This is a genomic window from Vreelandella sp. EE27 (assembly GCF_968206495.1).
Genome location: NZ_OZ309109.1, coordinates 2353387 through 2368097, shown reverse-complemented (window position 1 = coordinate 2368097; position 14711 = coordinate 2353387). Strand labels below are relative to the sequence as shown.

15 protein-coding genes are annotated in these 14711 nt (G+C 55.7%); 8 read left to right on the top strand and 7 right to left on the bottom strand.

Annotated features, from left to right (window positions below):
- Positions 1–1058 precede the first annotated feature (1058 nt).
- From ACWHVV_RS11345 to ACWHVV_RS11330, 4 genes are all read left to right on the top strand, one after another.
- The gene (locus tag ACWHVV_RS11345; RefSeq protein ID WP_447926334.1) at positions 1059–2717 is read left to right on the top strand and encodes an ATP-dependent nuclease; all 1659 of its coding nucleotides are present in this window, start codon (positions 1059–1061) and stop codon (positions 2715–2717) included.
- Positions 2710–3867: a UvrD-helicase domain-containing protein gene (locus tag ACWHVV_RS11340; protein WP_447926333.1), complete on the top strand. Its 1158-nt coding sequence runs from the start codon at positions 2710–2712 to the stop codon at positions 3865–3867. The genes ACWHVV_RS11345 and ACWHVV_RS11340 overlap by 8 nt, the downstream gene beginning before the upstream one ends.
- A 419-nt stretch (positions 3868–4286) precedes the next feature.
- Positions 4287–4628, top strand: a complete 342-nt coding sequence (locus ACWHVV_RS11335; protein WP_447926332.1) for a lysozyme inhibitor LprI family protein — start codon at positions 4287–4289, stop codon at positions 4626–4628.
- A 70-nt stretch (positions 4629–4698) separates the two neighbouring features.
- The gene (locus tag ACWHVV_RS11330) at positions 4699–4938 is read left to right on the top strand and encodes a DUF333 domain-containing protein (RefSeq protein WP_447926331.1); all 240 of its coding nucleotides are present in this window, start codon (positions 4699–4701) and stop codon (positions 4936–4938) included.
- Between the two features lie 57 nt (positions 4939–4995).
- Here ACWHVV_RS11330 and ACWHVV_RS11325 read toward each other — a convergent pair whose 3' ends face one another.
- Positions 4996–5484: a pyridoxamine 5'-phosphate oxidase family protein gene (locus tag ACWHVV_RS11325; RefSeq protein ID WP_447926330.1), complete on the bottom strand. Its 489-nt coding sequence runs from the start codon at positions 5482–5484 to the stop codon at positions 4996–4998.
- A gap of 572 nt (positions 5485–6056) precedes the next feature.
- On the opposite strand from ACWHVV_RS11325, the gene ACWHVV_RS11320 reads away from it, so the two are divergent.
- Both ACWHVV_RS11320 and ACWHVV_RS11315 read left to right on the top strand, forming a co-directional pair.
- Entirely contained in the window at positions 6057–7025 is a 969-nt protein-coding gene (locus ACWHVV_RS11320; protein ID WP_447926329.1) for a GlxA family transcriptional regulator, read from the top strand.
- Between the two features lie 196 nt (positions 7026–7221).
- The gene (locus ACWHVV_RS11315; protein ID WP_447929141.1) at positions 7222–8133 is read left to right on the top strand and encodes an ABC transporter substrate-binding protein; all 912 of its coding nucleotides are present in this window, start codon (positions 7222–7224) and stop codon (positions 8131–8133) included.
- A gap of 53 nt (positions 8134–8186) precedes the next feature.
- Here ACWHVV_RS11315 and ACWHVV_RS11310 read toward each other — a convergent pair whose 3' ends face one another.
- The 4 genes from ACWHVV_RS11310 to ACWHVV_RS11295 are packed head-to-tail and all read right to left on the bottom strand — an operon-like array spanning position 8187 to position 11374.
- Complete coding sequence (locus tag ACWHVV_RS11310) at positions 8187–9014, bottom strand: alpha/beta hydrolase fold domain-containing protein (protein WP_447926328.1); 828 nt, start codon at positions 9012–9014, stop codon at positions 8187–8189.
- 1 nt (position 9015) lies between these two features.
- Positions 9016–9468, bottom strand: a complete 453-nt coding sequence (locus tag ACWHVV_RS11305; protein WP_447926327.1) for a thioesterase family protein — start codon at positions 9466–9468, stop codon at positions 9016–9018.
- On the bottom strand, positions 9468–10472 hold the full coding sequence (locus ACWHVV_RS11300; protein ID WP_447926326.1) for an L-carnitine dehydrogenase: 1005 nt from the start codon (positions 10470–10472) through the stop codon (positions 9468–9470). Before ACWHVV_RS11300 ends, ACWHVV_RS11305 begins: the two co-directional genes overlap by 1 nt.
- Entirely contained in the window at positions 10469–11374 is a 906-nt protein-coding gene (locus ACWHVV_RS11295; protein ID WP_447926325.1) for a 3-keto-5-aminohexanoate cleavage protein, read from the bottom strand. Before ACWHVV_RS11295 ends, ACWHVV_RS11300 begins: the two co-directional genes overlap by 4 nt.
- 228 nt (positions 11375–11602) lie before the next feature.
- Between ACWHVV_RS11295 and ACWHVV_RS11290 the strand changes: the two genes are divergently transcribed.
- Both ACWHVV_RS11290 and ACWHVV_RS11285 read left to right on the top strand, forming a co-directional pair.
- Positions 11603–12688: a catalase family protein gene (locus ACWHVV_RS11290; protein ID WP_447926324.1), complete on the top strand. Its 1086-nt coding sequence runs from the start codon at positions 11603–11605 to the stop codon at positions 12686–12688.
- Positions 12689–12734: 46 nt separating this feature from the next.
- Positions 12735–13238 carry a CreA family protein gene (locus ACWHVV_RS11285; RefSeq protein ID WP_447529157.1) on the top strand — a complete coding sequence of 168 codons (504 nt, stop codon included), beginning with the start codon at positions 12735–12737 and terminating at the stop codon, positions 13236–13238.
- 22 nt (positions 13239–13260) lie between these two features.
- On the opposite strand, the gene ACWHVV_RS11280 is transcribed toward ACWHVV_RS11285, so the two are convergent.
- Positions 13261–13809, bottom strand: a complete 549-nt coding sequence (locus ACWHVV_RS11280; RefSeq protein WP_447926323.1) for a CAP domain-containing protein — start codon at positions 13807–13809, stop codon at positions 13261–13263.
- Positions 13810–13899: 90 nt separating this feature from the next.
- A complete protein-coding gene (locus ACWHVV_RS11275) occupies positions 13900–14424 on the bottom strand; it encodes a hypothetical protein (RefSeq protein ID WP_447926322.1) in 525 nt (174 codons plus the stop codon).
- Positions 14425–14711 lie beyond the last annotated feature (287 nt).

Sequence of the window (14711 nt, the reverse complement as noted above, 5' to 3'; positions counted from 1 at the left end):
GCGTTCGTATGTTAAAGCTTGGTGAGAGAAGGGCAGCTACTGAGCGCGGCCACAGACCGTCTGGCAAGGATGTTGCCAACCTCATATTCGCGTACCGGCCGCGCCCCACGGCGCGCTATCGACACCCCGCCCCGCCTGCGCGCTAAATGGTGTGGTTTTTATGCACCCCTGCGCCCGCCGCCAAGCCGCGCCACTGCTGGGCTGGCTGGTGGAAAATGGGTGCATGAAAATCATGCGAATTCATGCGGGGTTATGCACTTCAGCACGGTACGCGTGACTAATCAGGCTTGAAAGCTCGCTCCTACCTTGCTGGCAGCGAAAAAGAGCGTTCTTGAGTAGTCCCAGTAAGGCCTCAGTGTACATACCATAAGAGAAGCTAGTAATTTAGCGTGAAATTTTTACCTGTGTGGGACTTTGATTTTTTGTTATGGGGTAGGGCACACAGCGCCTATATAGGGTGGCTGCCATGGGAAGGCCCACCCAGATCGCCGCACCCTGGGGCGCGTTATCCCCCGCCCGCCTGCGGTGTTCGCTTGTGGGGTAACTCTTCATGCACCCCGTCAAATGAGCTACAGCCCGCTATTGCTGTGTTGTAGGCGGGTTTTGGGTGCATGGAAGTCATGCGAAATCATGCGGATTTTTGCATCTAGTATGGATAAGGTGAGGAGCCGGAGCTTAAAGCTAAGCTTTGGGCTGCCGATAGTTAAAACCAGCACTCCTCATAAGTTCCAGTAATGCTGATACTTTAAAAAATCATAGCATAGTGGTCTAAAGTCGTAGGAGGCAAGGTTGTAAAAGTATAGATGAATAGACAATACTAATAATTATTAGTTTTGTTGGGTGCATTAAATTTGTATAGTGATTATTTTTAATTGCAGGTTTGCTCATTGCTAGCATTATTAATAACACAAAAATGCAATTTAGAGGCATTGGCTAACTGTTAATATTATTCTTTTATTTTTGTCGGAGAGGTCTCTTACGCTGAGAAATTATAGTCGGTGTTGAAGAGTAAATAATTATTTAGTTGAAGATTGATTATTAAAAAAAGGGGGTTATAAATGCTCGTAGAAAAACTTTATTTACATAATTTTAAAAAATTTAAAGACGATTATTTTGAATTTAATTCAGATGTCAACACTTTTGTTGGTGATAATAATGCTGGAAAAAGCACTTTATTAGAGGCATTGGAGGTGGTGCTTAATTTTCAACATCGAAGTCGACCTTTTAATAATGAGTTTTCTCCTGATTTGTTTAATACTGAGGCAGTTGCAAAATTTTTAGCGTCAGATAAAAAACCTTCAGATTTACCTGAGCTTGTGATTGAAGCTTACATGAAGGAAGTTCCTGATTACCGAGGAACAAATAACAGCCTGCATGAGGATGCAATGGGTGTGCAGGTAAAAGCCAGCTTTGATACGGATTTCTTGGACGCCTACGAAGACTACATTTCCACTGGAGCTAAAATAACTAGTATTCCTGTGGAATTTTATAAAATCGAGTGGATGGATTTTTCATGGAATATTATTAAGCCAATCGCAAAAAAGTTTCGTGCGCTATATATTGACCCTGCTCGTATACACCCCACCTTTGGCAAAAATCAGTACATATCAAATGTCTTAAGTACTGCGCTTAAAAAAGATGAAGCGTTCCGTTTGAATCTTAATTACCGTGAAACACTGCAATCTTTTAATGATACAAATGAGGTAGTGTCGGTCAACCATGATCTGGATAAAGATAATAGCATTACTGATAAAAAATTAACTATTGCTGCTAATACCATGCCCGCAGGTGCCATTCAGAATGGTTTGCAGCTTGAAGTGGATACTGTCCCTTTTCATATGATAGGGAAAGGTGAACAAAGTAAAGTTCAAATAAAATTAGCACTTCATAATAAGGCAAAAGATATTGATTTGATAATGATGGAGGAGCCGGAGAACCATCTTTCTCATATTGAGCTTATTAAGCTGGTGCAGGATATAGAAACCCAAAGAGATAAAAAGCAGTTGTTTATAAGTACTCACAGTTCGTACGTGTTAAATAAGCTGAGTATAAATAAAATATGCTTAATCAATGAGGCGTATAAACGATTGCATCTTTTAGATAATCAAGTGGTAACTATGCTGAAGCGTTTGCCGGGGTACGACACACTTCGTGTTGCGCTATCTAAAAAAGTAATACTAGTAGAGGGGCCGTCTGATGAGCTAGTGCTAAAGAGAATATACAAAGATAATAATGGGCGGCTGCCTGAGCAGGATGGGGTCGATATTATCGTAGTGCGTGGTGTAGGTTTTAAAACTTTTATCGAGATAGGAAAAGAGATAGGTACAAGAATAAATGTTTTACGTGATAATGACGGCAACTATGTTCAAAACGTAGTTCAAGCGCAAAAAGAGTATACTGAATATCCAAATGTTAAACTGATTTCATCTAAGAATAACGATGAGTTTTCTCTTGAGCCAGCAATGATTTTAGCAAATGCAGCATCAATAAATGAGTTGATGAGCTTTGCGAAAATTATACTGTCAACTCAGACTTATAACAAGTTAGATAAAGAGATAACGCTTGAGGATAAGCGGAAGTTTCTGATCGAATGGTTTAGGAGTAAGGATGGCGATGGCAAGGGGAAGATAAAGGTCGATTCTGCCATTAGGTTATTTGATACTACAGAGCACTTTAAATACCCCGATTTCCTTCTTGAGGTACTGAGCTTTGACTAATATATTATGTATGGCTGGAGCGGGGTCAGGTAAAACTCATAAAATCATCACCGAATCTATAGCTGAAATCGAGCGTGGTGGTAAGGTTCTAGTAGTGACCTATACAATTAGTAATCAGCAGGAGCTAAGGCGACGATTTTTAGCTTCTTTTGGTAGTTACAGTGATCAGTTTGTAGTAAAAGGGCTATTCTCGTTTTATCTGGAAGATATGGTGAGGCCTTATCAGCAAGCTTTATTTTCCAAAAGAATTAATGATATATATTTCAATGAAAGTAATCCTCATATGGTGCCCGGAAAAAAATACACTTTATCTGGCCGCGCGGAAAAGCTTGAAGACAAGAGTTATAACCCAGATCACTTTCTTACCAAGTGCCATACTAAGGCCCATACAGGGTTCCTTGCGAAGCTGGCGGCACGCATTGCCAAGGCCTCCAAGAATGCCTCAGCGGTAAGACTTGGTGATATCTATAGCAAAATTTATTTCGATGAAGTTCAAGATTTAGTTGGGTGGGATTATGAGGTGCTTAAGTCCCTAAATAAATCAATGAAGTCACCTATCACTTGCGTGGGAGATTTTCGCCAAACTGTTTATGAAACTAATTTTGGCCAAAAAACTCCCAAGACTGCCACTGAGAAAGTTTCCGCGTTTAAATCCATGGGGTTTACAACGGAGAAACTTACGAAAAATTATCGAAGTATCCAAGATATTTGTCTTATTTCCGATGAAGTACACAAAGGAAATTATGAGGCGAGCGAATCGGCAGTTGAAGAAGTTCCTCATGATTTTTTTCATCATGTAGGAGTTTTTATAGTTAAACATTCTGACGTTGCTGGATACGTTAAAACATATGACCCTATAGTGTTGCGTTATGGCATTGCTTCAGGTAAAAAAATTCTTCCAACTTCTGCTCGTTGCTACAACTTTGGTAATAGTAAAGGCTTGGGATTTAATCGCGTGCTGATTTTGCCCGTAAATAAACAGATGCCTTTTATAATGGATAGCGCATATTCATTCCCTGCGAGTGATGAAATGGCGCAAAATAAGCTGTATGTAGCTATCACGCGGGCTAGATACAGCCTAGGTTTCATAGTGCCCGACAACAAAGCAGAGCAATTACGTTTTCCATTATGGAGGCCCGACCTAGCTTGACTATTAACACACGTACAGTATTGATATGAAAGAGGGCTGCTCCTACTCATTAACTGTCACATAGTTTACAAATAGCGATTATTATTTGAGGCAGTAGCAAATAGGATTCCATTAGCGGAGACCAGATGGTATTGGTGGTATACTGATTGGTATATTGATTTTTATTTATCAGTTTTAATGTTTTTAAAATCAAAAGCTTATGCGGCACGTATGCCTCCTGCCAGGAACCCAAAGCTAGCTTTTAAAAAACCTTCATCTTCAGCAATACTCAAATATCCATACTCCATAGAACCTTCATCCAGCTCTCAAATATCAGTTAACCTTCACACTTTAACTTAACCAGCCCTATAGAGCCCTCAATGAACAAAAATAGTTTAGCTATAATAGCCACAGCATTATTTTTTATACCGTTATCTTTCATGGCCCATGCTAACGACGAAAATCCCTACACCAACCAATACAGCACCTGCATGGAAGCCTCCGGCGGCGTTACGCAATCCATGGTCGAGTGCATGAGCGACGAGCTCGAGATTCAAGACCAGCGTCTCAACGACGCTTACCGCGCTATTCGTAGCGAGTTACCCGAGAAGCGGCAAATAGCCCTGCGGGATGCCCAGCGGCTTTGGATCTCGTACCGGGATGCCAACTGCTACTTCTACGCGACAGGGGAAGGCACGATAGCTCGTTTGATCAGCAACGACTGCTTTTTAAGCGCCACCGCCAAGCGGGCCACGGAGCTTGAGAATATGCAGCAGCCCTGAGCCGGGTATTTCGCCACCGGGGCGGGGAGTGGCTATAGTGAGTCAATGGGTTTTATACAAGGAGACCAATATGATTCGTTATAGCGTAGGCGCGGTGTTGCTTGTGGCCCTGGCAGGGTGCGCGGCACCAGGCTCCAACGGGGCAGAACAGGCGCAAGAAATGGCCGTGAATTACTGCGAGCGGGAAGGGGGCGAGGTGAGAACCCGCGATGGTAATGATGACGGCCGCCAGTACTGTCATTTAATGGAGGGCCGCGTCATCGAGGTGAACCAGCTGTACCGTTCGGAAGGGTTGCGCTTACACGAGTGAAATTGGCCCACGGCGCCGGGCAAGCCGACGCCGTGGGGGTAGATAGGCGTTTTATAATCAGTGGCCGAACTTCTCGTTCTCGCCCATATCCGGGGTTTCGTCTTTTTTGATGTTGGCCTTGGCGATTTCGTAGAGCTGGTAGACTTTGCTCTCGTTGGCTTTCCAGTGCTCACCCATCTCGATCTTGATTTCGAGCAGGGCGATATCCGGGTCGTCCTTGCCTTCCGGGAACCAGGCGGCGATGAAGGGGTTCCAGTACTTGTGGATCAGGTCGCGGTTGTCGGTCAGGTTGGCCTTGCCGGACATGGAGACGTAGATACCGTGCTCCTGATCCGAGAAGCTCAGGCAAACGTCGTGATCTTTTTCCGCCTCGAACACTTTTTCGGCGCTGCGGCGGGTGTAGAACCAAAGCGTGCCGTCGTACTCTTCCTGCACCAGGTGCATGGGGCGGGCGCGGGGCATGTCGTGGTCATTGGTGACCAACATGCCTACTTTGATATCCTTAATCATCGACCAGATTTTTTGCTTATGCTCGGGGCTCGACATCGTTCACTCTCCTTATGAATCGGCTTTCTATGCTAACGCGCACAGAGGCCTGTGCTTCGTTACCCGTTTCAGTGTAGAAGAGAGCGCGCCGGCTTGCCTTTAAATTAGCCGGCGCGTGGGGCTAATGCCGATCAGTTAAGGCTTTTGCCTACCCACAACGAGCGGTAAATCTATTGTAGCAGCGCGTTGCGCTGCGTCGCTGGCTAAAGCCTGCTCTTACCAGAGATGGGGCACGACTCCATTGTAGGAGCCCAATTCCATTGGGCGATGGCGGCGATAGCCGCCCTTCGGTGGCGACGGCACTTTTGGTTGCCATCATCACCAACCCCAGCAGCGCGTTGCGCTGCATCGCTGGCTGAAGCCTGCTCCTACAAGGGATGGATGCAAGATTTCGTTGTTGTGGAGCCCGCTTCAGCGGTGGTCCGACAATTCGGCGAATGGCGCCGTCAGGCGCCCTGGCCAAGCCACCCGTCGCGAGCTAAAGCTCCGTCCCACAGGTGATAGCCAAACTTAGCTGATCGGCATTAGCGCCTAGGGCCGGTTTTAAAACACTCTATTCATCGGGGGCGACATTGCGCCTGCACTATGTTGGGCCGTTACCGGAGCGTATCGGGTTTCTCCTCCTGCCGCGTTTTTCGATGATGGCGTTTTTCTCCGCCGTGGAGCCGTTGCGTATCGCCAACCGCATTAGCGGCAAGGCGCTTTTCGAGTGGGTGCTGTTGAGCGAAAACGGCGAGCCGGTCACCGCCAGCAACGAAATGACGCTGATGGTGGACCAGCCCATCGGCACCCTCGATGTATCGTCGTTGGCGCTTTGTAGCGGCTTCGAGCCCGAGGCGCACCTAAACCGGGCGCTCACGGGTTGGCTGCACCGGCTGGACCAGGCCGGATGCGCGCTCGGCGGGCTGGATACCGGCGGGTTCCTGCTGGCAAAAGCCGAGCTCTTGAAGGGCGAGCGGGTCACGCTTCACTGGGAGAGCCTGCCGGTGTTTCGCGAGCGCTTTCCCGGCATCGAAACCTCGGATGAGCTGTTCGAACTTGGCGAGCGGCGTTTCTCCTGCGCCGGCGGGGCGGCGGCGATGGACATGGCGCTGGAGGTCATTGCCCGGCGCCACGGGGCGGCGCTGGCGGTGGCGGTCTCGGAGCAGCTGATTCACGAGCGCCTGCGCAGCCACCACGACCAGCAGCGTATGTCCCTGGCGCGGCGCCTGGGCAGCCACAACCGCCGCCTGGTCGAGGCGGTCGCGCTGATGGAGCGCCATCTGGAAGAGCCGCTCACACTGGGCGAGATCGCTCGGCAAAGCGGCGTCTCGGCGCGCCAATTACAGCGCCTGTTCGAGGACCAGCTAGGGGCCTCGCCACGCCAGTGGTACCAGAACCTGCGCCTGGCGCGCGCCGAGCGGCTCTTGATCGAAACCGACATGGGCGTGCTCGCCATCGCCGTCGCCTGCGGGTTCGGCTCCAGTTCCAGCTTCGCCCGGGCGTTTCGTGCCCGGTTCGGGCATTCGCCCATTCAGGCGCGCCGCCACGCCCGGCTTTGAAACGACATGTCGTAAAGTGTGGCTTTAGGGTCGCTTGGTGTCGTTTGCGTTGGGGGGAAGCGGTCAAACTGGTGGCCTAACGTCAACAGAGGAGACGCGAATGAGCACGGCCCTGAAAACACTGTCTGCAAGCGTTCTGCACGATGTCCGTTCAACTAAAGCCAGCTCAACCAGCGCTCGCCTGCCCAGGGCGTTGATGGTCGGCGCGTTGAGCCTGAGCGGCCTGGCCTGCGCCACCGCCGCCCAGGCCGCGCTCGATGAAGTGCGTTTTGGCGTGCCGCCTTGGCCGGGGGTGACGGTGAAGTCCGAAGTGGCCGCGCAGTTGATGGAAGCCATGGGCTACGAGACCCGCCAAAGCGACCTGGCCGTCAGCGTGATTCTCGAAGGCCTGACCCGCGGCGATATCGACGTTTACCTGGGCGGCTGGTATCCGGTGCAAACGGATATGGTCGAGCCCTTGGTGGATAACGGCCAGGTCGAGAAGCTCGTCTCCAACATCGAAGGGGCGAACTCGGGGCTGGTGGTGCCGCGCTACGTGTATGACGCGGGCGTGACCACGGTGGCCGACCTGAACGAGCACCGTGAGCGTTTCGAGGGCGAGATTCAGGGCATCGAGGCGGGTACCGGTATCAATACCGCCGTGCTGAACGCCATCGACAACGACCTGGCCGGTTTGGGCGGTTGGCGCCTGCGGGAAAGCTCTACCTCGGCCATGCTGGCCCAGGCCGAGCAGCGCATGCGCGACGAAGAGTGGGTAACCTTCGTGGGTTGGGAGCCCCACTGGATGAACGTAAGCTTCGACCTGGCGTATCTAAAAGACTCGGATGACGCGGGTGTGGCCGAAATCGAAAGTACCGTGTGGACCGTGGTACCGGCGAGCCTGGCCGAGGACGACCCGGCGCTGCACCGCTTTCTTTCCCAGTTCGTGGTGGATATCGAAGACCAGAACGAGTGGGTCCACGGCTACAGCTTCGACGACCGCCCGGCGGATGAAGTCGCCTCCGAGTGGATCGCCGCCAACCTGGAGACCGTCGAAACCTGGCTGGACGGCGTCGACGATAAGGACGGCGAACCCGCCATCGAAGCGGTCAGAGCCGCCTACGAATAACCCTTGCCTTGCTTCTTTTCTAACTGACCTGCGTTGCTAAACGGCCTTCGCTGCTAACCGGCCTTTGAGGCTAAACGACGTTCGAGCGCCTGACAGAAATCCTGCCAGGCGTTTTGCATGTCTGGAAGGTGTGCCTGGGCGTGAAGGGCGCCGTGCACCATGTTGGGCGCGCAGCGGTAACCTACCTCTGCGCCTTGATGGCGCCACAGCTCGACCACCCGCTCGAGCGGTGCGGTCAGCGGGTCGTGCTCCACTGCGAGAACTTCAATGAGGCACTTGGGAAGCGGCGTCGGCGCGCTCGAAGCAAGCGCCGGGCAAAGCGGCGAGATGAACAGCACGTCTTGGCGGCTCAATAGTGGGGCGTCCGGCCCCAGCGTTTCATGGCGCAAACCGTTCACCGGTGGGTAGATAAGCCCCAGTACCGCTTTTGAATTAAGCCTTATCGCGGCGTCCATCGCCAGCCGCGCGCCGGCGCTGTCACCCACCAGGCAAGCAGGCTTAGCGGCGTCGATCACCTCGCAACAGCGTTTGAGCATGCTGGAGTAATTCGCTTCATAAGCGAGGGGGTAGTCGACGCTGATCACCTCACGCTCGAGCTGCTCGGCCAGGCTTGCCGCGACGCCGTGATGGCTCACCACCGACCCGATGGTGAAACCGCCGCCGTGTAGAAAGATCACAGGCCCAGTGCCTGCGTGGGCGGGTTTGAAGCGCCGTATGGGTACGTGGGCCAGCACGTCGTCGGTTACCTGCATGCCCGCCGGGTCCGAAGGCGTGAACGACTGGCACAGCGCATCGTAGTGCTTTCGCGCCTGGGGCAGCGGCAGTGACTCAAGCGTCGCCAGGCCTTTTTCAAAGCGGCGAATGAAGGTTGTGATGTCCATGTCAGGGGATCCCGATGGTACGCCCGGCAAGCGCGGGCCAAGCGTGTTGGTCGCAGGCGGGGAGCGATGCGATGGCCTCGTTCACCGGCGCGGGAAAGGGCGCCGGGCGCCCGCTTTGCTCGTCGATGCCCATCAGCATCTGCTCGCTGGTGGCAAGCAGCGCCCCCTCGCTATTTTGCATTTCGAAAAACACGTGTAGGCGCTTGGCGTCCCGGTTCAACACCCGCGCGGTAACAACCAGGACCTGGCCTTCATGGGCTTCTTGCCGGTAGCAAAGGTGCGTCTCCAGGGTGTAGAGCGTGTAGTGATGCTGTGCTCGGCCTGCGACGTCCAAGCCGATGTGATCCATTAACGCATCGACGGCCAGCGAGAAGACCCGGGCGTACTCGGCGTCGTTCATGTGGCCGTTGTAGTCGACCCACTCGCTTGCCACTTCCGTGGTGAGTATCTGCATCAGAGCCGTCCTTTCAAGCCTTCGGCCTCGGGCCAGTATTTTTGCACCGAGCCGAGGAGTTCGACCAGGAAGTCGTCGCGGCGCCGGTCGAGCTCGGCCACGCTGCGCCCGGCGGCCTGGTGCTCGCAGCCCTCCACCACGCGGTCGATCAGCTCGTCGGTGAGCTCAGGGGCTTCGAGTTTGGTCCAGGGCTGTTTCAAGGCCGGGCCGAACTGCTCGAGCATATGGCGCATGCCCTGGTCGCCACCGGCCAGGTGGAAGGTCAGGAAGGTGCCCATCAACGACCAGCGCAGCCCACAGCCGTAGACCACCGCGGCGTCCACTTCTTCGGTGGTGGCTACGCCGTCGTTGACCAGGTGCAGCGCCTCGCGCCAGAGCGCCTCCATCAAACGATCCGCCAGGTGGCCCTCGATCTCCTTGCGCACTACCAGCGGGCGCATGGCCAGGTCTTCATAAAGGCGCTGCGCGCGTTCGATGTGCGCCGGCGTAGTAGCCTCGCCCCCCACCAGCTCGACCAGCGGCAGCAAGTACACCGGGTTGAACGGGTGGGCGACGATCACCCGCCCCGGCGCTTTGAAGCAGCCAGCTTGCAGCTCACTGGGCTTGTAGCCCGAGGTCGAGGAGCCGATCAGCACGGTTTCATCGGCGGCCTGGTCGATCCTGGCCAGCACGTCGCGCTTGAGTTCCAGGCGCTCGGGCACGTTCTCCTGAATGAGGTCCGCGCCTTCGACCGCCGCGTCGATGGTGTCGGCAAAACGTAGCCGTTCCTTGCTGGCCCCCGGCGCCAAGCCCAGGCCTTCAAGCGAGGCCCAGGCATTGTCGATGAACGCGCGGGTGCGCTCGGCAGCGGCCGGGTCCGGGTCGAACGCGACCACATCAAAGCCCTGGGCCAGCGCCCGAGCGATCCAGCCGTTGCCGATCACGCCGGTGCCGATGACGGACAGCTTTTGGGATCGTTGTTGAGACGGTTGTTGAGATCGTTGCTGAGACGGCTGCTGGCTCATGCGTTGGCTCCTTTGTCAGAGGCTTTCGCGCCGCTGAGCGAGAGATGCGTGCGGGTCTCGGCCGGGGTCATGACTCGGCCGCCCAGGTTCTCGAGCAGGGTGGCGGCTTTTTCGACCAGTTGGGCATTGGTCGCCATTACGCCCTTTTTCAAGTAAAGGTTATCCTCCAGCCCCACCCGGGCGTGGCCGCCGAGCAGCGCGGACTGCGCGACCATCGGCATCTGCGCGCGGCCGATACCGAAGGCCGCCCACTGGGCGTTGGCGGGCAACTTGTTGCGCATGGCCACCATGGTTTCGGTGTCGGCTTCGGCGCCCCAGGGAATACCCAGGCAGAGCTGGTAGAGCGGGTCGCCGTCGATCAAGCCTTCTTGCTGGAGCTGGCGGGCGAACCAGACGTGGCCCAGGTCGAAACACTCCAGCTCCGGCTTGACGCCGGCGGCCTGCACCAGGCGGGCGTGCTCGCGCAGCCAGTCCGCCGGGTTGACATAGACCATGTCGCCGAAATTGAGGCTGCCGCAGTCCAGCGTGCACAGTTCGGGCAAGAGTTCCCCCACCGGGGCGTGGCGCTCGGCGGGCGTTTGAATATCGGTACCTGGCCCGCCCCGGGAAGGGTCCTGGGCGTCGGGAATCCAGTCGCCGCCGCCGCCGGCGGTAATGTTCATCACGATGTCCTGGCCGGAATCGCGCACCCGGGCCATCACTTCGCGAAAATGCGCCGGGTCGTGGCTGACGCCGCCGGTGTTCGGGTCGCGCACGTGAATATGGGCCACGCTGGCGCCGGCCTTGGCGGCGGCGATGCAGTCGTTGGCGATCTGTTCCGGGGTGACCGGCACGTTGGGGTTCTTACCGGTGGTGTCACCCGCGCCGGTCACGGCGCAGGTCAGGATGACATGGCGATTCATTACTCGCTCCACGCTTGATATCGATACGAATCAGTATGGCGCGATGCCAGGTTGTGAGTTTGTTATAAGACGACGCTTGATATACCTGGGCGGACATTCGTCCGGGCGCTTTCTCCCAGGCGCCGACCGCTTGGCCAGGCTAAGCTTGGAGCACTGCGCGACAGGTAGCGTCCGTAGTGACCCGTGACGCTAGTAGAGATAACGAATAAAGCAAAGCATGGAGGCCCTATGGAGCTGTCTACTCCCCTGCGCTATACCCCGGATGTCGAGAAACCCCTTGAGGACGAGCAGGACGTCATCGATTCGCTCAACGATACCTTCGATACCATTTTAGAGCGCACTTCTGAGGATTACGGCCACGCCGTGCGCGCCGTGCATGCCAAGGCCCACGGTATTTTGAGCGGTACGTTGAGCGTCGAGCAGGGGCTGCCCGATGAGTTGGCCCAGGGGCTTTTTGCCAGGCCCGGCGAGTTCGATGTGTTCTTGCGCCTTTCGACCAACGCCGGCGACATTCTTCCCGATGCCGTTTCGCTGCCCCGGGGGCTTGCGCTAAAAGTAGTGGATGTCGAAGGCGAGCGGCTGCCGGGCTCGGAAGGGCATAATCAGGATTTCATTTTGCTCAATGCGCCGGTCTTTCAAGCGCCCACGGCGAGCAAGTTTCTGACCAATCTCAAGATGCTGGCCAGTACCACGGACCGTTTGGAGGGCACCAAGGTGGTCGCCTCCAAAACCCTGCAGGGCGTGAACAAGGCGCTCGAGGCCGTGAGTAGTAGTAGCACCACGCTGGACGCGTTGGGCGGAGCGCCCAATATCGACCCGCTGGGGGAAACCTATTACAGCGCGACGGCCTTTCGCTACGGCGATTACATGGCCAAGTTCATGCTCAGACCGGTCAGCGACTCGCTCAAGGCGCTTACCGGGCGCACGGTCGATATCGACGGGCGCCAAGATGCGATCCGTGAAGATGTACGCGGCGAGATGCACCACCGCGCGGGCGAGTGGGAGTTTTGCGTTCAGCTTTGCCGCGATCTCGAAAAGCAGCCGATCGAAGATGCAACGGTCGAGTGGGAAGAGACGCGCACGCCGTTTCAGCGCGTGGCCACCCTGCGTGTGCCCGCCCAAGATAGCTGGCAAGAAGAGAAGGTCAAGCGGGTCGAGGATGAAATGCGCTTTAGCGTCTGGACCGGTATTATCGACCACCAGCCGCTGGGTAATATCAACCGCGTGCGCAAGGAGACCTACCGTCACTCCGCGGATTTCCGTGCACGCTTCAACGGCTGCCCGTACCATGAGCCGTCAGCCGGCTCTCATTGAGTTGAAGCGGTATCGATTTTTCTCCCCCGTTCAGGACCTCACACCGATGGCCAAGCCCTTGTTTCGTTTGAATCGCGCCGTGGTTGGATCACTGGCCGTGGCGGCGGCCCTGCTGCCGGCCGCGCTGCTGGCCCAGGACGCTCATATCGGCAGCGTACGCACCGAGTTCAGAATGCTCGGGCCGAACAACACCATCGAGGTGGAGCGCTTCGACGACCCGAAGGTGCAGGGCATTTCGTGCTATATCTCCTACTCTCAGATTGGCGGTATTTCCGGCGCGATAGGCCTGGCCGAGGAGGCGAGCGAAGCGAGCGTGGCGTGTCGCCAAACCGGGCCGATCATCTTTGACCCGGATGAGGTCACCGAGCAGGAGGTCATTTTCACTCAGCGCCGCTCGGTGCTATTCAAAAACATGCGCGTCGTACGCATGCACGACGCCGAAACCCAAACCTTCGTCTACCTGACCTACAGCACCAAGCTGGTCGATGGCTCGCCGAAAAATGCGATTACCGCGGTGCACTACGGTGATTTAACCCCGGCCGCCCAGTAAGGCTTTACCCGGCTCTGAGCGCCTAGCGCGGGTCGGCGAAGGTCTGCGTCCAGTAAGTCGAATAGCGGGTGTCGTCGTTGTCGGCCTTCGCCATCCCCATTTCGCTGAACTGCTCGCTCATCAGGTTGCGACAGTGGCCGGGGCTTTCGATCCAGCCTTCAATCGCCGCTTCGACCGACCGGTGGCCCGCGGCGATATTTTCACCAACCGCTCGCCAGGCGTAGTCCTGTTCATTCACCCGTTCTTCGATGCTGGAACCTTCGGAGCCGGTATGGCTAAAGAAGGCGTTCTCGGCCATGTCTTGTGAGTGCCGCCTGGCGGCGGCTTCGAGCTGGCAGCTCCAGCCAAGCGGCTCTACCGCCGGAAAAGACTCCCCACCGCACTCCCGGGCGCTGCTCCGAGCCTCGTTGACCCGCGAAAGCATTTCCTGCTGGCGCTCGGTCATCTCGCACTCGCTGGATGACGGCGTCTCCTGCGCTTTGGCGCTCAACGAGGCGGCCAGCAGGCAAATGCCCACCACCGCCATGCCGGAAGTTCGTTTGAGTTGCTGGCGTGAAGATGGATTTTTCATGAATGCCCTGCCTAAAAGTATGCCGTGCTCGAATGCTTTACCCATCGCGCAAGCCTGGCCCGGCATCGAGGGGCAGGCAAGCCGTTACCGCTATGACCCGTGAGCCCGCAGCGTGCTTTCCAGCGCCTCGATACTGCGCTGGTAGCTTGCGTGTTCCGCCGCGCTGATAAACCCTTGCTCGCGGGCGAGCGCGCGCACGCTATTTTCAAGCGCTTGAAGTTCATCGAGGTAGGCCTGGCGCTCGGCGGCGTTTAGCGTTTCGAGCGCTTCTAACCGGGCGCGCAGGGTTTGGGTGTGTCGCTTGACCCATATTTGCCAGTGCCGGTTGACCGCCAAGCCTTCATCGGTGAGATACCCCTCCCAGCCCGACCCTTTCAAAATCGCCCAAAGCGCCTCTTCCGGGCGGTAGGTGCCGCTTACGGCCGGTACTTGGGTGTCGCCCATAGCGGCGGGGGGCGTGTGAATAAAGCAGCCCGTGCGGTGGGCTAATTGCTGCAGCGCTTCGTCCATCCGCTGGGCGGGAAAATCAAAACTGACGGGGTCACGCTGGCAGGCCGCTTGGGCGGACGATGCCAGAAAAAACGAGAGCAGAAGGGCGGTATAACAGCGGGGCATGGGCATTCTCGCAGTAGAGGGTGGCCTGGAGCACACCCAGTATCTGACGTTGCTGGGCGTTGGGCAAACAAATACGTGGCGCCCGAAGGCGCTTGCACGATGATTAAGCCGGGCGTCGCAGGCAGTGCGTATCCAGCTCATTCAAGCGGTTATATCCCAAAAGGGCCAGCGAAAATTGCGCACGTCCCACTCCCGATTGCGGCGCTGACAGTCGTCACCACGCTGGCCTCGAACCCCGCCTTTTTGCAGCGTTTGACCATCGATTTGACGAAGTCGAAATGCGCACC